The sequence below is a fragment of the Cryptosporangium minutisporangium genome (assembly GCF_039536245.1).
In the GTDB taxonomy this organism is placed as follows: Bacteria; Actinomycetota; Actinomycetes; order Mycobacteriales; family Cryptosporangiaceae; genus Cryptosporangium; species Cryptosporangium minutisporangium.
Map to the genome: position 1 here is coordinate 230,197 of NZ_BAAAYN010000023.1, position 16,342 is coordinate 246,538.

General features: G+C 70.6%; 16 protein-coding genes. 12 read left to right on the top strand and 4 right to left on the bottom strand.

Features of this window, described 5'->3' with window-relative positions; all coding sequences use genetic code 11:
* Positions 1–51: 51 nt before the first annotated feature.
* Genes aztC through aztB form a run of 3 tightly spaced genes read right to left on the bottom strand, consistent with a single transcriptional unit; the run spans position 52 to position 3,043 of the window.
* Entirely contained in the window at positions 52–963 is a 912-nt protein-coding gene (gene aztC, locus ABEB28_RS17795) for a zinc ABC transporter substrate-binding protein AztC (RefSeq protein WP_345729237.1), read from the bottom strand.
* The gene (locus ABEB28_RS17800) at positions 960–2,174 is read right to left on the bottom strand and encodes a YncE family protein (RefSeq protein WP_345729238.1); all 1,215 of its coding nucleotides are present in this window, start codon (positions 2,172–2,174) and stop codon (positions 960–962) included. The genes aztC and ABEB28_RS17800 overlap by 4 nt, the downstream gene beginning before the upstream one ends.
* Positions 2,171–3,043 carry a zinc ABC transporter permease AztB gene (aztB, locus tag ABEB28_RS17805; RefSeq protein WP_345729468.1) on the bottom strand — a complete coding sequence of 291 codons (873 nt, stop codon included), beginning with the start codon at positions 3,041–3,043 and terminating at the stop codon, positions 2,171–2,173. The genes ABEB28_RS17800 and aztB overlap by 4 nt, the downstream gene beginning before the upstream one ends.
* Before the next feature lie 50 nt (positions 3,044–3,093).
* Between aztB and aztA the strand changes: the two genes are divergently transcribed.
* The 11 genes from aztA to ABEB28_RS17860 all read left to right on the top strand — a co-directional run bounded on the left by aztA (position 3,094) and on the right by ABEB28_RS17860 (position 15,228).
* The gene (aztA, locus tag ABEB28_RS17810; protein WP_345729239.1) at positions 3,094–3,705 is read left to right on the top strand and encodes a zinc ABC transporter ATP-binding protein AztA; all 612 of its coding nucleotides are present in this window, start codon (positions 3,094–3,096) and stop codon (positions 3,703–3,705) included.
* A gap of 61 nt (positions 3,706–3,766) precedes the next feature.
* Positions 3,767–4,330 carry a hypothetical protein gene (locus ABEB28_RS17815; protein ID WP_345729240.1) on the top strand — a complete coding sequence of 188 codons (564 nt, stop codon included), beginning with the start codon at positions 3,767–3,769 and terminating at the stop codon, positions 4,328–4,330.
* Between the two features lie 287 nt (positions 4,331–4,617).
* Positions 4,618–5,217 carry a copper chaperone PCu(A)C gene (locus ABEB28_RS17820; protein ID WP_345729241.1) on the top strand — a complete coding sequence of 200 codons (600 nt, stop codon included), beginning with the start codon at positions 4,618–4,620 and terminating at the stop codon, positions 5,215–5,217.
* Positions 5,214–6,416, top strand: a complete 1,203-nt coding sequence (locus tag ABEB28_RS17825) for a Dyp-type peroxidase (protein WP_345729242.1) — start codon at positions 5,214–5,216, stop codon at positions 6,414–6,416. Before ABEB28_RS17820 ends, ABEB28_RS17825 begins: the two co-directional genes overlap by 4 nt.
* The gene (locus ABEB28_RS17830; protein WP_345729243.1) at positions 6,413–6,955 is read left to right on the top strand and encodes a copper resistance CopC family protein; all 543 of its coding nucleotides are present in this window, start codon (positions 6,413–6,415) and stop codon (positions 6,953–6,955) included. Before ABEB28_RS17825 ends, ABEB28_RS17830 begins: the two co-directional genes overlap by 4 nt.
* A 316-nt stretch (positions 6,956–7,271) precedes the next feature.
* Positions 7,272–8,771, top strand: coding sequence for a PepSY-associated TM helix domain-containing protein (locus ABEB28_RS17835; protein WP_345729244.1), 1,500 nt, complete (start codon positions 7,272–7,274; stop codon positions 8,769–8,771).
* A 95-nt stretch (positions 8,772–8,866) separates the two neighbouring features.
* Positions 8,867–9,970 carry a FecCD family ABC transporter permease gene (locus ABEB28_RS17840; RefSeq protein WP_376980244.1) on the top strand — a complete coding sequence of 368 codons (1,104 nt, stop codon included), beginning with the start codon at positions 8,867–8,869 and terminating at the stop codon, positions 9,968–9,970.
* Positions 9,971–9,978: 8 nt separating this feature from the next.
* On the top strand, positions 9,979–10,944 hold the full coding sequence (locus ABEB28_RS17845) for an ABC transporter substrate-binding protein (protein WP_345729245.1): 966 nt from the start codon (positions 9,979–9,981) through the stop codon (positions 10,942–10,944).
* Entirely contained in the window at positions 10,941–11,708 is a 768-nt protein-coding gene (locus tag ABEB28_RS17850) for an ABC transporter ATP-binding protein (RefSeq protein WP_345729246.1), read from the top strand. The genes ABEB28_RS17845 and ABEB28_RS17850 overlap by 4 nt, the downstream gene beginning before the upstream one ends.
* The gene (locus tag ABEB28_RS17855) at positions 11,705–12,466 is read left to right on the top strand and encodes a class I SAM-dependent methyltransferase (protein ID WP_345729247.1); all 762 of its coding nucleotides are present in this window, start codon (positions 11,705–11,707) and stop codon (positions 12,464–12,466) included. The genes ABEB28_RS17850 and ABEB28_RS17855 overlap by 4 nt, the downstream gene beginning before the upstream one ends.
* Positions 12,467–13,143: 677 nt before the next feature.
* Positions 13,144–15,228: a DEAD/DEAH box helicase gene (locus ABEB28_RS17860; protein WP_345729248.1), complete on the top strand. Its 2,085-nt coding sequence runs from the start codon at positions 13,144–13,146 to the stop codon at positions 15,226–15,228.
* Positions 15,229–15,245: 17 nt separating this feature from the next.
* On the opposite strand, the gene ABEB28_RS17865 is transcribed toward ABEB28_RS17860, so the two are convergent.
* Positions 15,246–15,728, bottom strand: a complete 483-nt coding sequence (locus tag ABEB28_RS17865) for a pyridoxamine 5'-phosphate oxidase family protein (protein ID WP_345729249.1) — start codon at positions 15,726–15,728, stop codon at positions 15,246–15,248.
* Here ABEB28_RS17865 and ABEB28_RS43155 point away from each other — a divergent pair.
* A complete protein-coding gene (locus ABEB28_RS43155) occupies positions 15,727–16,248 on the top strand; it encodes a LysR substrate-binding domain-containing protein (RefSeq protein ID WP_376980242.1) in 522 nt (173 codons plus the stop codon). The two genes, ABEB28_RS17865 and ABEB28_RS43155, sit on opposite strands and share 2 nt — an antisense overlap.
* Positions 16,249–16,342: the final 94 nt, after the last annotated feature.

Genomic DNA, 16,342 nt, shown 5'->3' on the forward strand with positions numbered 1-16,342 from the left:
ATCATTTTCATTCAGAAACGAGCAGGGGTCCGCGACAGCGCAGGCGTGGGATCAGCCGGTGAGGCCGTCGAGAATCGCGTCGGTGTTGAAGCGCATCATCGCCAGGTAGCTCGCGGCCTCACCGTCCGCCTCGCTGAGCGATTCCGAGTAGAGCGCGATCACGCGCACCGTGACTCTCGCCGACGATGCGAGCACCTCGGCGAGGCGCGCGGGCTGCGAGGTGTCGGCGAAGATCGCCCGCACCCGGTGGGTCTTGATCGCGGTGGTCAGCGACGCGAGGTCGGAGGCGCTCGGCGACGCGAGCGTCGTTCCGCTCGGGATGATCGTGCCGACGACCGTCAGGTCGTAGCGGGCGGCGAGGTAGCCGAACACGTGGTGGTTGGTGACGAGGACCCGGCGGTCCGCCGGTATCCCCGCGAAGCCCGTCGCCAGCTCGCGGCTCAGTTCGCCGAGTTCGACCTGGTACGACTTCGCGCGCTGCCGGACGACGTCTGCGTCCACACCGTCGACGTGTTCGACGATCTCGTCCGCGAGCAGGCGCACCGCCGTCTGCATACGGATCGGATCGGTCCAGAAGTGCGGATCGGGTAGTCCGGCGGCGTCGCCGTCCTGGTACTCGATCGGGTCGGCTCGCGCGCCCACCTCGACGGTGGGCACGTCAGCGTCCTTCGCCGCCTCGACGTGACGGAGCACGCCCTCCTCGAGGCCGAGGCCGTTGTAGACGAGCAGGTCGGCCGTCTGCATGGTGCGGGCCTCGCGGGCGGAGATCGCGAAGGAGTGCGGGTCGGCGTTGGGTTTCATCAGAACGGTCACGCGGGCCTCGTCGCCGACGATCTCCCGGACGACGTCGCCGAGGATGTTCGTCGTCACGACGATGTGGGTGCGCGCGGACGGCGTGCAGGCGACGCCGGCGGCCAGCAGGCCGATAGTGGCGACGAGCGCCGTCAGCAGCCGAGGTCTCATCGGCCGACCTCGACAGCCAGATCGGGTCGTTCGGAAGCCCGAAACGTGCGGGCCGTCCGGAGCCCGTCGCGGTAGTCGATCTCGCGGATGACCCGGGCTTCCGGCTCGGCGACGTACGCCCGGTTGATGTCGAGCGTCAGGCTTGCGCCGCTGGGCGAGCCCAGCACGGACGCCGTGGCGAGAGCCTTGCCGGTCGCAACGTCGTAGCTGGTCAACGCGCCGGACTCGTCCAGGGCCAGCACGGTGTCGCCGTCCGCCGGTGACGCGGCCGCCACGAGGCGCCGGTCGCCGGCGGGCACGTACCGCACGGTGGCCTTGGCGGCGTTCACCGACCAGATGCCGGTGCGGTCCGCCACGGCCGCCTCGTTGCTGCGCGGACGGTAGGCCAGTCCGTCGGGCGGGATCGGCGCCTCGGGAGCTGCCACTGCCGTAGCCGCGAGCCGATCGCCCTGCCGCTTGACGCGGACGACGGTGGTCTCGCACGCGATGACCGCACCGCCGCGCAGAACCGCCCATCCGCGCGGCGCCGCGCACGGGACGTCCAGGGCGCCGGTCGGCGTGCCGCGTGCGTCCATCGCGACGATGCGGTTCGCCGGCCGACCCGGATCGTCGCCGAGGGCAACGAGCAGCGCGTCCGCGTACGGCACGGCCAACGGCGTCGAACTGCGGGTATCGATCGTCGACAGTTCGGCCACGTCGCCCGATTGGAGTTTCCGGCGATCGAGCACGGTGATTCGTCCGTCGGCCGTGCCGATCGTCGTGTGGGCTTCGGAGCCGGTGATCGTGTCGATCGCGGCGTCGAGCGAGACGACGCCGACCGATCGGGCCGGCGCGCGGTAGTAGTGGACGTGGTCGGTGTGATCGACCGTCCAGACGCCGGAATCGACGATCTCGAGCCGTCGATCACCGTCGTCGACGTAGACGAAGCGGCCGTCCTCGGCGATGCGCTGCGCGCCGAGCGACAGCTCGACGTCCTTCTCCTTCTGCGTGGTCAGGTCCAGCAGCTGCAGCCGCTCCGAACCGCGGCTCGCGTAGGCGATGGCCGACTGCGGCTCGGGTAACTCCTGTGCGCCTTCGACGTAGCCGTGCGGTGTCTCGTCCGCGCCCCGCGGTGTGTTCTCCGGTGAGCCGCACGCCGATAACGCCACGACGACGCTCACCGCGGTCCCGAGCAGGCGCCAACGAGCCGGGCGCGTCCTGCGGTTGATCACAGCCATCCTTTCTCGGCAGCGGTGGACGCGACCGTCGACGACCGGGCGCGCAGCACCGCGGACGCGGTCCGGCGCGCGCCGAGGATCACGAAGAAGAGGGACACGGCAACGGCGGCGATCGTGGCGCCGGCCGCCGTCGCCGCGAACCAGGAGATCCACAGTCCGAGCACGGTGGCGGCCGAGCCGATCCCGAACGCGGTGAGCATGACGATCGGCAGCCGTCGTGCCACCAGCAGCGCCGCCGCCGAGGGCGCGATGAGCATGCCGAAGGCGAGCAGCGTGCCCACGACGCTGAAGGCCACCGCCATCGTGATCGTGAGCAGGACCAGCATCACCGCGTTCGCGAGATCCGGGCGTAAGCCGAGCGTCCGGGCCTTGCGCGCATCGAACGTCAAGGCCAGGAACGGCCGGTAACCGACGAAGGTGACGACCGCGACGACGAGGACGGCCCCACCCAGCAAGAGCAGGTCAGGTGCCCGGATCGCCAGCACGTCACCGAAGAGGAAGGCCGTCAGGTCGGTCGCGAACGACCGGGAGTGGGACACGACGATGACCCCGACCGAGAGCATCCCGACGAACAGCAGGCCGATGCTGGTGTCCCGCCCGAACTCGCGGCTGTGCCGTAGGGCGTTGACGCCGATCGCCATGGCGAACGCGCTCGCCGCGGCGCCCACGACCAGGCTGCCGCCCAGGATCGACGCGATCGCGACGCCGGGCAGCATGCCGTGGCTCATCGCCTCGCCGAGAAAGGTCATCCCACGGGCGATCACCCAGACCCCGGCGAGCGCGCACACCGCCGCCAACAGCACACCGCCCGCCAGCGCGCGGACGACGAACGGAACGGTGAACGGCTCGACCAGGGACGACATCACGCGGCCCACTATACTGAAAACGGTTGTCATTTCTAGTTGGAGGTCGCATGGTCGAGGTCGTCACCGTCGAGGGCGTGGGCTTCCGCTACGCCGGCGTCCCCGTCCTGCGCGCGATGAGCCTGGGCGTCGAATCCGCGTCCACGCTGGTGGTCGTCGGCGCGAACGGCTCGGGCAAGAGCACGTTCCTGCACCTACTGGCGGGCGTCGAGACACCCACCGAAGGCTGCGTCCACCGCCGCGAGGGCGCCCGCGTGGCCCTCCTTCCCCAGCGCACCCAGGGCATCGACGCACTCCCGCTGACGGTCGCGGAATGCGTCGCGATCGGACGCTTCTCCCCCGGCCGACTGCTGCGACGCCTCGGCCGTACCGATCGCGCGGCCGTGACCGGAATGATGGAGCGGCTGGACCTCGCGCACCTGGCCCGCCGACGGCTCCGCGAACTGTCCGGCGGGCAGCGGCAGCGCACTCTCATCGCCCAGACGCTCGTCCAGGACGCCGACGTCTACGTCCTCGACGAGCCCACCGCCGCGCTCGACACCCGCAGCAGGCACCGTGTGCACGAGCTACTCGCCGAACGGAGCCGGGGCGGCGCCGCCGTGGTCCTGGCCAGCCACGACACCGCCGAAGCATCGTTAGCCGACCACACGCTCCAACTTTGACCGCGAGTGAAAGTCGGGACACGAATACGGAGCGCTACCGGCGTCTGGCATCATTCGGGCCATGACGAGCCAGGGATTGCTGCGCGAAGCGCGCGCTCTGGTCTTCGTCCTCGTCTGCCTGAGCCTGTCGGTGACGTTGCACAGCTGGGCGCACGGTGGACTGCCGCCGCTGATGGCGCTGCTCGCCGGCGCCGGCTCGGTCATTCCGGTGGCGATGCTGCTGACCGGTCGGCAGCGCGGCCTGCCGGTCATCGCCGCCGGTCTCGCCGTCACTCAGGTAGGTCTGCACGGACTGTTCAGCGTCGTTCCGTCGGCGGACGCGCACGCCATGATGGCGACGCCCGCGCCCGGTGCGATGCTCACCGCGCACGTCGTCGCCGGTGGGCTGACTGCGCTCTGGCTCTACGCCGGTGAGGTCGCGGTCTGGCGCCTGGTCCACTGGCTCGCCCGGCGTTTGCCCTCGTTCGCTGGGTTGTTCGCGCTGGCGGCACTGCGGGTGCCCGCGCCGGCGCCGCGTCGTTTCTGGGCCCGGCTCGCCGAGTTGGCGGCGCCTCTGCCGGAGCCCACGTGGCTACGCAGTGTGGTTCGGCGCGGTCCGCCGCGCGTGCGCGCCGTGACTTCCTGACTCGACGTCTCTTCCGGTCGGCAGGTCCGACGCTGGTCACTTCGACCCGTCGCCAGCCCGGTCGCGAGGACAGTGCGGCCACCCGCAGCGTTTGCGGACGCCTCCTTGCTCCCCCCGGCGCCGATTACTTGATCCGGCGTCTTCCCGCCGTGCCTCGCCGAGGCGCGGCCTGAGGGGGTGCGCGCCGGGCGATGCGCGTGTCGAGTACCTGAGCGGGTCATGGCGTGGTCTTCCGCCGCCCAACTAGCGGCCTTCCCCTGCCCGCTTTGAGATCTCTCGAGGTATCCATGTACTGCTCGACCCGTCGTGCCCGTGGACTCGCCGTCCTCACCCTCACCGTCGTCTCCGCAGGCCTGCTCGCCGGTTGCGGCAACTCGGACAACTCGTCGACGTCGACCCCCTCCACGTCGGTGAGCCCGACGGTGTCGGAGTCGGCGGCCACAGCCGTCTCGATCACCGACCCCTGGGTCAAGGCCGCCGACAAGGGCATGACCGCCGCGTTCGGCACGCTGGTGAACAACACCGACAAGCCGCTGACGGTGGTCAGCGCGTCCTCGTCCGTCTCGGTCATGGAACTGCACGAGATGGTGATGAAGGACGGCAAAATGATCATGCAGCCCAAGACGAACGGCTTCACGCTGCCGGCCAAGGGCTCGCACGAGCTGTCCCCCGGCGGCGACCACCTCATGTTCATGGACGTGAAGACGCCGGTGAAGGCCGGCGACGAAGTCACGATCACCCTGAAGCTCTCCGACGGCAGCAGCGTTCCGTTCACCGCGGTCGGCAAGCCGTACTCCGGTGCCGAGGAGAGCTATGCACCGGACGGCGGCATGGACATGACCGACTCCCACAACGGCGCGGACGCGAGCGCCAGCCCGTCGGCATGAGCGAGCGTCCGAACAGCCGCGGGGTGAGCAGGCGGGGTCTGCTCACCGGCGGTGCCGCGGCGGTGGGCGGTGCCCTGGTGGGCGCCGCCTCCGCCACGGCGGTCGCCGCTTCCACCACCGATCCAGCACCCGCCCCGCGCACCGAACCTGCCGACTACGGGCAACAGCGCGAGCCGTTCCACGGCCGCCGCCAAGCCGGCGTCGACACCCGCCCGCAGGCGTTCGCGTCGTTCCTCGCGTTCGCGCTGAAGCCGGGCACCGATCGGGCCGCGCTCCGCCGCATGCTGCGCCTGCTCTCCGACGACGCGGCCCGTCTCACCCAGGGGCGCCCCGCTCTCGGCGACACCGAGGCCGACCTGGCCACGACGCCCGCGCGGCTGACGGTCACGTTCGGTTTCGGTCCCGGCCTCTACCGGGCCGCCGGCCTCGCATCCCCGTTGGCCGACCTGCCGAGGTTCCCCATCGACCGGCTGCAGGCGCGGTGGTCCGGCGGCGATCTGCTGCTGCAGGTCTGTGCGGACGATCCGACGACGGTCGCCCACGCCCAGCGCATGCTCATCAAGGACGCCCGGCCGTTCGCGAGCGTGCGGTGGGTGCAGCGCGGCTTCCGGCGCGGACGCGGGGTCGAGGCCGACGGCGCCACGCACCGCAACCTGATGGGCCAGCTCGACGGCACCGTCAACCCGAAGCCGGGCACCCCGTCGTACGACCCCGCGGTCTGGTCCGGCGACAGCACGACTCTCGTGCTCCGTCGGATCCGGATGGAGATCGAGACGTGGGACAAGCTGTCCCGCACCGACAAGGAGCTCGTCACCGGCCGCCGCCTGGACACCGGTGCCCCACTCACCGGCACAGCCGAGCACGACGAACCGGATTTCACCGCCGTCGATGCCAGCGGTCTGCCGGTGATGCCGGACTTCGCCCACGTCACTCGCGCGCACGTCAGCGATGAACGGCTCCGCATTCTGCGTCGTCCCTACAGTTATGACGGCGAGCCAGACGCGGCAGGCGTTCCGGACAGTGGTCTGATCTTCGCGGCCTTCCAGGCTGACATCACCGAGCAGTTCATCCCCATCCAGCAGCGCCTCGCCGAACAGGACCTGATGAACGAATGGACGACGCCGATCGGATCGGCCGTGTTCGCGATTCCGCCCGGGTGCGCCGAGGGTGGCTGGGTCGGCGAGCAGGTGCTCTCGTGAGGACAGCCCTGGTACTCGTGGGCGCCGTCCTGACGGTGCTCCTCGCCACTCCCGCGCACGCGCACTCGGGAATCGCCAGCAGCAACCCGGCCGCCAACAGCACGATCACCACCGCGCCCGACGAGATCACCCTGACGTTCGCCGGGGCGATCCGCGGAAACTTCAGCACGGTTGTGGTCACCGGCCCGGACGGCGCCACGTACGGCGACGGGAAGCCCCGTGCCATCGACCGGACACTGCATCAGCCGGTGAAACCGCTGGTCTCCGGCCGGTACACCGTGGCTTGGCGCATCGTGGCGGGCGACGGTCATCCGCTGCAGGGCGTCTTCACGTTCACCGCCGACCTGCCCGTCGCCGAACCGACTCCGAGCGCCACCAGCGCGGCGCCCCCGGCGACGACTCCGGAGCCGTCCCGGGCCGCCGCGCCGTCGGACGACGAGGACGGCGGTAACGGGCTGTTGCTCGCTGCCGCGGGTGTGGGTGCTCTCGTCGTGATCGTGGGCATCGTCGCGTTGGCGCGGAGGCGTCGCACGCCATGACCCGGACCGACCGCCGCCACGTGGCGGAGCCGAGCCTCCTCCGCGAGGCGCGGGCCGTCATGTTCGCGCTGGTCGGTCTGAGCCTGTCCGTGTCGTTGGTGCGCTGATCGCGGGCTGGCTCTACGCGCGTGAGGTCGCGGTCTGGCGCGTCGTGCGTCCGACGCGGCCCCACTGCTCCGGCCGTCTGACCTCCACTCTTCGCCTGCCGGCTCCGCCGGTACGGCGCGTTCGATGCTGCCGCTGACTGAGCGGCTCCCACTGCCTTGTTCGGCGGACGCCGCACCGCGTGCCGCCGCGATGACTTCTGGAGTTCCGCATGACCGTGAACGCCGATCCGCCCCGCGAGTCCGAGCCGGAGACCAGCACCGTCACGGCGGTCGTCGAACCGCCGCCGGTCGAACCGGCCCGAATGAAGGTACCGATGCGTCCGGCCCGGTGGGCGCTGCTGCGGCGGCTGCACTTCTACGCCGGGGTCTTCGTCGCGCCGTTCCTGTTCGTCGCCGCGCTGACCGGCCTGGCCTACACACTGGCGCCGCAGCTCAACCAGATCGTCCACGGCCACGAGCTGTCCGTGGACGAGGTGGGCGACACCACGGTGCCGCTCGCCGAACAGGTCGCCGCTGCCCGCGAGGCGCACCCGGACGGCACCCTGGCCACCGTCTCCGTCTTCGACGACCCGGAAGCGACCACGCAGATCGCCTTCTCGGTGCCCGAGCTCGCGGCCGAGAGCAAGGTGCACACCGTCTACGTCGACCCCTACACCGGCGAGGTCCGTGGCCAGCTGACCACCTGGTTCACCGCGACGCCGCTGCAGACCTGGCTGGACGGCTTTCACCGCAGCCTGCACCTGGGCGACGTCGGCCGGATGTACTCCGAGCTCGCCGCGTCCTGGCTCTGGGTGATCTCGCTCGGCGGTCTCGCGCTCTGGATCGGCCGCAAGCGCGCCTACCGTGGTGAGCGCGCCGCCCGGCGTCGGGCCGTGCTACCGGATCTGACCGCGCGCGGTGTGCGGCGGACCCGTGGCTGGCACGCGTCGATCGGCGTCTGGATCATCGTCGGCTTGCTGTTCCTGTCCGCGACCGGCCTGACCTGGTCGCAGTACGCCGGCGCCCGCTTCGACGCCGCGCTCGACGCCGTCCAGGGCTCCGCCCCGGCGCTGAACACCGCCCTCGGCGAGAGCGCTGCCCCCGCCGAGGGCGGTGGGCACCACGACGCGGGCGCACCGGCCGAACCTCGCGAAAACGACCTCCCAGCCGGCAAGCCCCTCGAGGAGATCATCGCCGCCGGACCCATGGGCGGCCGGATCGACGTCACGATCCCGGCCGACGCCGACACCGCGTACCGCGTCGCCCAGGACAAGGGGCAGTGGCCGGCCAGCTTCGACCAAGTCGCCGTCGACCCCACGACCGGCGAGGTCACCCAGCGCGTCGACTACGCCGACTGGCCGTTCCTGGCCAAGCTCAGCAAGCTCGGTATCCGCGCGCACATGGGCGAGCTGTTCTGCGTCGTCAACCAGATCCTGCTCGCCGCGCTCGCGCTCGGCCTGCTCAGCGTTCTGATCTGGGGCTACCGGATGTGGTGGCAACGACGCCCCACCCGAAGCGACCGGCGCGCCGTACTCGGTTCCGCTCCACCCCGCGGCGGCTGGCGGACGCTCCCACGCTGGTTCCTGCTGGTCGGCGCCCCGGTGACGCTGTTCGTCGCCTGGGCCATGCCCCTGCTCGGCGTCACCCTCGGCGCGTTCCTGCTCTTCGACCTGCTCGTCGGCGCGTTCCGCTGGGCGCTGCGCACGCCGACACCAAGGCTCAGCGACTGACGCGCCAGCCGTGATGCTCGTCGCCCTCCGTTTTCTCGCGCCGCCCTTGATGCAAGTATCTTGCAACAGCATCAATTTGGCATCAAGGAGGCGGTGTGGGATCCGGGCTGGTGATCGGAGGCCGTGATCCGGCTGCGCCCGTCGATGCACTCGGCTTGGGGGCCCGGCGCCGTCGCACCGCCCTCTGGCTGGCCGCGCTGATCGTCGGCCTCGTCGCCACGGTGATCGCCGGTGTCGGGTTCGGTGCGGTCGGCATCAACCCGGCCACCGTCGCCCGGATCATCGGCCACCACCTGGTCGGTTGGCCCGGCGAGGCGACCTGGGACCTGGCTCAGGACGCGATCGTCTGGGACGTCCGCCTCCCCCGCGTCCTCCTCGGCGCGCTGGTCGGAGCCGGGCTCGCGGTCTGCGGCGTCGCGCTGCAGGCCATGGTCCGCAACGTGCTCGCCGATCCCTACCTGCTCGGCGTGAACTCCGGCGCGTCCAGCGGTGCCGCCGCGGCGATCCTGTTCGGCTTCGGCGCGGGCTTCGGTGAGCACGCCCTGCCACTCAGCGCGTTCCTCGGTGCGCTCGCCGCGTCATTCCTGGTGTTCTTCCTCGCCCGCAGCGGCGGCCGGGTCACGTCGCTGCGGCTGCTGCTGGCCGGTGTCGCGGTCGGCTACGCGCTGTATGCCGCGACCAGCTTCCTGATCTTCGCCTCCGGCTCCGCCGAAGGCGCCCGGTCGGTGATGTTCTGGCTGCTCGGCTCGCTGGGCCTCGCGCAGTGGGACGCACCCCTCACGGTGGTCGCCGTCGTCATCATGGTGACGACTTTCCTGCTGACGATCTGGGGTCGGCAGATGGACTCGCTGGCCATCGGCGACGAAACCGCTCACACCCTCGGCATCTCCCCCGAACGCTTCCGCGTCCGGCTGCTCGTCCTCGTCGCGCTCACCATCGGCGTCCTCGTCTCAGCCGCCGGCAGCATCGGGTTCGTCGGGCTCGTCGTCCCGCACGTCGCGCGCCGGCTGGTCGGGGCTACCCACGTGCGGGTCGTGCCGGTCGCCGCGCTGCTCGGGGCGATCCTGCTGATCTGGGCGGACGTCATCGCGCGCGTGCTGTTGGAGCCGCAGGAGATCCCGATCGGCATCATCACCTCCCTGCTCGGCGCCCCCTTCCTCCTCGTCCTGATCCGCCGTTTCCACGCCACCAGCGCTTAAGGACCCTCATGCGCAAACTCCCAGTCGCGCTGACCGCGGCTGCTCTCCTGCTGACCACCGGGTGCGGCGGCGGTAGCGACCCGGGAACGACGTCATCCGACGGCATCTACCCGGTCACGATCAACAACTGCGGCACCGACGTGACGTTCGACGCCGAACCCGAACGCGTCGTCATGCTCAAGAGCGCCGCCGTGCCGTTCCTGCACGAGCTCGGCGTCATGGACCGCGTCACCGCCCGCGCCGGTCAGTACCCGAAGGCGTACTACGACGCGGAGACGATCGCGGAGCTCGACCGGATCCCGCTGCTGACCGACAAGACCGACACCAGCGGCCACCTGCAGATCTCCAAGGAAGTGGTGATCGCGCAGGAGCCCGACCTGGTCCTCGGCCAGGTCGACAACCTCTCCCGCGAGACGCTCTCGGCCGTCGACATCCCGCTGCTCGAGGAGCCCGCGCTCTGCGAGACCACGAAGACCAAGCCGACGTTCGACGACATCTACGAGCAGACACAGAACTACGGCAAGGTCTTCAACAGGTATGACGAGGCTGCGAGCGCCGTGGCAGCTTTGAAGAAACGCACCGAAGCCGCGACCGCGCCGAAGCCCTCCGGCCGCACCGCCGCCGTGCTCTACCCGACCGTCGGCGGCGGCACCACCTACGCCTACGGCACGCTGAGCATGGCCGACCCGCAGCTGACGGCCGCCGGGTTCACCAACGTCTTCGGCAACGTCGATGAGCGCGTCTTCGAAGTCACCCGCGAAGAGCTGCTGGGACGCAACCCCGACGTGCTGATCCTGCTCTACAGCGACGGCGACCCGAAGGCCGTAGAGCAGGCAATCACCAGCTTGCCGGGCGCCGACCAGCTGAAGGCCGTCCAGAACGGCAACGTCCTGGCCCAGCTGTTCAACTTCACCGAGCCGCCCACCCCGCTCTCGATCACCGGCCTGGAGATGATCCGGAAGCGGTTCGGATGATCACCGCCACCGGCGTCTCCTGGCGCTACGGCTCCAAGCTGGTCATCGACGGGGTCGACGTGGATGCCACACCTGGCCGGGTACTCGGACTGATCGGGCCGAACGGCAGCGGCAAGACCACGCTTCTTCGGCTGCTCCACGGCGCGCTGCGCAGCCCCACCGGGAACGTGCGCATCGACGGTGCGGAGCTGGCGACGTTACCGCCTCGGGAGGCCGCCCGCCGGCTGGCCGTCGTGGTTCAGGAGACCGGCGGCGAGACCTCGCTGACCGTCGGCGAAATGGTGCTCCTCGGCCGCGGGCCGCACCTGTCGACGTTCCAGCGCACCGGACCGGCGGATCACGCGATCGCCGCCCGCGCGCTGGAACGGGTCGGCGCCAGCCACCTGGGTGCCCGGTCGTTCGCGGAGCTGTCCGGCGGTGAGCGGCAACGGGTGCTCATCGCCCGCGCGCTGACCCAGGAGGCCACGCACCTGCTGCTCGACGAGCCGACCAATCACCTCGACATCCGCTACCAACACGAGATCCTCCGACTCGTGCAGGGCCTGGGGACGTGTTCGGTCGTCGTGCTCCATGACCTCAATCTGGCCGCGCGCTACTGCGACGACCTGATCCTGCTCGGCGACGGCGAGGTCGTGGCGGCCGGCCCGACGAGCGACGTCCTCGACCCGGCCGTCCTGGAACCGGTTTACGGAATCGGCATCCACCGGCTCGAACTCGACGGTGCGATCCACCTGCTGTTCCACCCGAAGGGAGTCCTCGTATGAGCGTCCAGGACCGCATCTCCGACCTGCCCGACCTCGTGAAGCGCTGGGACGCCCAGCAGGCCGCCTACATCGCCGGCCGGGAGCAACGTTTCACCGCGATGCTCGACGTCGTCGAGCTCACCGTCGGCGGCGACCGCACGATCGTCGACCTCGGCTGCGGACCTGGATCCCTGACCCGCCGCCTCCTCGACCGCTTCCCGGACACACGCGTCGTGGCCGTCGACTACGACCCAGTCCTGCTCGCCCTCGCCCGCGCGACCCTCACCGAGTACGGGTCCCGGGTCACCGTCCTCGACACCGACCTGCGCGACGCAGGCTGGGCCTCCTTCGCCGGCGAGGTCTCGGCGATGGTCTCCACGACCGCGCTGCACTGGCTCGCCCCCGATCAGCTCATCCGGCTCTATGCGCAAATCCGCGACCGGCTCAGCCCCAGCGGGGTACTGCTCGACGGCGACCACTTCCGCTTCGGCGATCGTGATCCCGCGCTGCGCACGATCGCCGCCGACCACGACGACCTCACTCAGCGGGCTGCGTTCGCCGCGGGTGCCGAGGACTGGGCGAGCTGGTGGGACGCCGCATCGGCACATCCGCTGCTGCAGCCGCACGTCGCCGAGCGAGACCGCCGCTACGGGCGGCGCACCTCGACGCCGGAGACCACCGTGGATTTCCGGCTCGCCGCACTGCGTCAAGCCGGGTTCGGGGCCGTCGGCACGGTCTGGCAACTGCTCGACGACTACGTCGTCTGGGCACAGAAGTAGACCATCACCCGTGCACGACGGGGCGTCTCGGCCCAAGCTGCCTCCGGCTCGTGTCGAGGGAGGAGATCAGCCGGCGCCGGTTCCCCCCGTTATCGAGAGGGCGGAGCCGATCCGACGCTGACGTCGCCGCCGTGACCGCCTGGGCGACCGTGCACGGGCGGGCGATGCTGCTCATCGACGACTCCCTCGACCGTGACGGAACGGTCGAGCCGGTATCGATTTGCGGTCACCGCGGTCCAGTGGTTCGCCGAACGGGCGCTCCCGAACTGACGGGCGGGCAGAACCGCCGCTGCGATTCAGGGGACCCCGAGCAGCGGTGGTTGCCGGATGACGGTATCGTCTGCAGAGGCAATGTCGTGGCTACTGGCACAGCCACCCGGCACGGTGCGCCCGCCGAACTCGTACCTCACCCGCACCGCACCGTACTGCTCGAACGTCCCGTCGGCGTCGCGCCGACGTGTTCGAGCAGCCGGCGGGAGGCCTGGGTTGGACTCCTGGGGGACGGCGATCAGCACCTGTTCTCCCGTCGCTGTGACGAGTTCACGGGAACACCGCGCCCTCGCAGGCGTTGACATCAGCGGGGCACGCTCGCCGGCTCGCGTACCCGCTGGATGCCGGCGCCCGGAGGACACCCACCGAGGCCCTCACAGGCGTGCCTGCACTCGAAGGAGATTTCTATGGCTCGACCAGGCCAGCGCCGAACGGGTGCTCGCCGTACCGCCCCGCGCAACCAGCGAGGCCGCCATCGCGGCGACGTCATCGCGCTGCTCGCCGGCACCGCCCGCGAAGTCGAGGCGGCCGCCCAGCACGGACGCGTGACGCCCGCCGTCCGCACGAAGTTCCACGCCGTCGCCCTTCTGCTGAGGGAAGAGCGCGCCCGCCTCCGCACGGAAGCGGCCGGTTCCGAAAGTCACCGCGCCGAGCAGCTCAAGCGCCTGGACGGGATCGCGCAGATCCTCGCGACGACCGCGGTCCGCGACGTCGAGTTGATGGCGTTGCTCGACGAGGACGCCGTGGTCGCCGACGCGGTCCGGTCGCTCAAGCGCGAGATGCTCATCTCCGCCGGCGTCGAGCCGGCACCCGAGGAAGCGCCGCCGCCCGCCGAGACCCCGGCCGCCCCCGAGCGCCGAGTAGTGCCGCAGTCGGTCGCCACCCGGCAGCTGGCCACTCCGTTCCTGGCCCCGGACTACTCCGCCTTCGCGCAGCGCTCCACCGCCCGTCCGCGCCGCCTGGCCAGCTGGGAGCTGCTCGGTCCGCTGCTCAGCTCGTTCGAGCGCGCCGGGAGCGGCGATTCCGCGTGCATGACTCTGCCGGCTCCGTCCAAGCGGTACCCGAAGCTCATGGCGCACCAGGCACAGCTGGTCGCCGCGGCCGCCGCCGGTCACCGGACTTTCCTGCTCGCTGACGAACCCGGCCTGGGCAAGACGGCCCAGGCGCTGCTCGCTGCGGAGGCGGCAGGCGCATATCCGCTGCTCGCGGTCGTGCCGAACGTCGTCAAGACGAACTGGGCCCGTGAAGCGAACCTCTGGACGCCCCACCGCCCCGCCACCGTCGTGCAGGGCAACGGCGACACCGTCGACGGTTACGCCGACATCGTCGTCGTCAACTACGAGGTGCTCGACCGCCACGTGGGCTGGCTCGGCGACTTCGGTTTCCGCGGGATGGTCGTCGACGAGGCCCACTTCATCAAGAACAAGACCTCGCAGCGCTCGCAGCACGTCCTCGAGCTCGCCGAGCGCATTCGGTCGCGTACCGCGGAGCCGCTGTTGATGGCCCTGACCGGTACCCCGCTGATCAACGACATCGACGACTTCCGGGCGATCTGGCAGTTCCTCGGTTGGATCGACGAGACGAAGCCGCTCGGCGAGCTGATGCAGGCGCTGGAGGAGACCGATCTGACCCCCGCGGACCCGGGCTTCTACCCCGCGGCCCGCCGGTGCGTCATCGACCGTGGCATCGTCCGGCGCCGCAAGGTTGACGTCGCCGCCGACATCCCCGACCGCCGCATCGCCGACCTGCCCGTCGAGCTCGACGGTTCGGCCGGCCGGTCGATCCGCGCGGCCGAGCGGAACCTGGCTCGCCGCCTGGTCACGCAGTACAAGCGGAGCGCGTCGCCCGGGGACGGCATCGACCACGAGCTCGTGCGTCGGATCGCCAAGGCCGAGCTCAAGGACGCCACGAAGTCGTCCGGCGAGAACGTGTTCAGCATGATGCGGCGCATCGGGCAGGCGAAGGCCGGCCCCGCCGCCGATTACGCTGCCCAGTTGGCCCGCAGCGCCGGCAAGGTCATCTTCTTCGCCAAGCACGTCGACGTGATGGACGGGGCCGAGGAGATCTTCGCCAAGCAGGGCGTGCGGTTCTCGTCGATCCGCGGCGATCAGACCCCCAAGGTGCGGCAGCGCAACATCGACGCGTTCGTGAACGACCCCGAGGTCGCGATCGCGGTGTGCTCGTTGACGGCGGCCGGGGTGGGGCTCAACCTGCAGGTCGCGTCGAACGTCGTGCTCGCGGAGCTGTCCTGGACCGACGCGGAGCAGACCCAGGCCATCGACCGCAGTCACCGCATCGGCCAGACGGAGCCGGTCACCGCGTGGCGCATCATCGCGGCGCAGACCATCGACGCGCGGATCGCCGAGCTGATCGACACCAAGGCGGGGCTCGCCGCCCGCGCGCTGGACGGGTCGGACGAGCAGATCGTCCCCTCGGCTGACGTGCAACTGGAGGCGCTGGTCGCACTGCTGACGGAGGCGCTGGGGCAGTAGCCGCCAGCCGGGCGAGTTCAGTCCTTACCGGGGCGCCAGATGGTGCTGCGCAGATCCGTGCCGCGAATGGTTTGGACGCGCCAGGGTGTCAGCCGCAGCACGTGCAGCTTCGGGTCGAGCGGACTCTTCCAGAACTTGCCGAGCGGGTAGCCGACGCCGGTCGGGCTGGTCCGCTCGTACAACTGCCAGACGTGGTCCTTGACCGCGGGGTCGTCGACCCACTCGGCGACGGCATCGATGGCCACGACGTTCTGCCGAGGGCTCCAGTACGAGAACGTGGTGTGCGGGTTGTGGGCCAGGTGGGCCGCCTTCACCGGTGTGCGGTACGTCGCCAGCCACCCCAGCGGCTGCCCGTCGACCTTCTCCCAGACGGCGATCAGAATCCGGGTCCGGGGCCGGCCCTTGGCGTCGACCGTGGTCATCGTGGCGTACTTGATGTCGCCGAGGTAGGCGTCGAACTGCTCCTCGATCGCGGCGAAGGCCGGCGCAGTGGTGGTCATGACGGCATCGTCGGACACCCTCGACGACGAGGGAAGAACGCACCTTGCCGTCCCTTGGTTCCTCCGCCGTAACCGGTACGGACCAGGACGTCCTGCTCTCGGCGGCGGATACCCGATCCGCGTCAGCGGGATACGGACGTGCGGGTCGAGCCTTGCGCCGCGAAAGCCTGTCGATCGCCTGCGCGACGAGCCGTTCGTCTGCCTGCCCGGCCGTAGCGGTATGCGCGGGCTACTGGATTCCGCGCCTGCCGCCGCAGGCTTCCAGCCGCACATCCGTCTGGAGGCCCACAGTCCCACCAGCATCCGGGGACTGGTCAGCGCCGGACTCGGTGTCGCGCTGCTCGCGCGTTCCACTACCGAGAGCCCCGGGCCGCCGATCGCCGTCTACCGCACTCCCGCACTCCCGCCCCATCCGCCCATCGGCCTGATCCACCACCGAGACCACCGGCTCCCCCGCCGCGCAAGCCTGCCGACGGCTCCTGGCAGACCGTTCGACCATCACCCGGACGTCGACAGCTGACGACTGACCACCATTGGACGCGCTCGCCGAAATTGTTCCCTCGGGCGGTGTCGGATCCGAGCGAGTCGTTCGTGGAGGTGTCAGAGGCGGCTGG

Bases quoted from the DNA above. Each gene is read 5' to 3' on its own strand.
- ABEB28_RS17865 (WP_345729249.1), bottom strand. From the start codon at position 15,728: ATGACCACCACTGCGCCGGCCTTCGCCGCGATCGAGGAGCAGTTCGAC.
- ABEB28_RS43155 (WP_376980242.1), top strand. From the start codon at position 15,727: ATGACGGCATCGTCGGACACCCTCGACGACGAGGGAAGAACGCACCTT.
- ABEB28_RS17855 (WP_345729247.1), top strand. From the start codon at position 11,705: ATGAGCGTCCAGGACCGCATCTCCGACCTGCCCGACCTCGTGAAGCGC.
- ABEB28_RS17845 (WP_345729245.1), top strand. From the start codon at position 9,979: ATGCGCAAACTCCCAGTCGCGCTGACCGCGGCTGCTCTCCTGCTGACC.
- ABEB28_RS17835 (WP_345729244.1), top strand. From the start codon at position 7,272: ATGACCGTGAACGCCGATCCGCCCCGCGAGTCCGAGCCGGAGACCAGC.
- ABEB28_RS17850 (WP_345729246.1), top strand. From the start codon at position 10,941: ATGATCACCGCCACCGGCGTCTCCTGGCGCTACGGCTCCAAGCTGGTC.
- aztC (WP_345729237.1), bottom strand. From the start codon at position 963: ATGAGACCTCGGCTGCTGACGGCGCTCGTCGCCACTATCGGCCTGCTG.
- aztB (WP_345729468.1), bottom strand. From the start codon at position 3,043: ATGTCGTCCCTGGTCGAGCCGTTCACCGTTCCGTTCGTCGTCCGCGCG.
- ABEB28_RS17825 (WP_345729242.1), top strand. From the start codon at position 5,214: ATGAGCGAGCGTCCGAACAGCCGCGGGGTGAGCAGGCGGGGTCTGCTC.
- ABEB28_RS17815 (WP_345729240.1), top strand. From the start codon at position 3,767: ATGACGAGCCAGGGATTGCTGCGCGAAGCGCGCGCTCTGGTCTTCGTC.
- ABEB28_RS17820 (WP_345729241.1), top strand. From the start codon at position 4,618: ATGTACTGCTCGACCCGTCGTGCCCGTGGACTCGCCGTCCTCACCCTC.
- ABEB28_RS17860 (WP_345729248.1), top strand. From the start codon at position 13,144: ATGGCTCGACCAGGCCAGCGCCGAACGGGTGCTCGCCGTACCGCCCCG.
- aztA (WP_345729239.1), top strand. From the start codon at position 3,094: ATGGTCGAGGTCGTCACCGTCGAGGGCGTGGGCTTCCGCTACGCCGGC.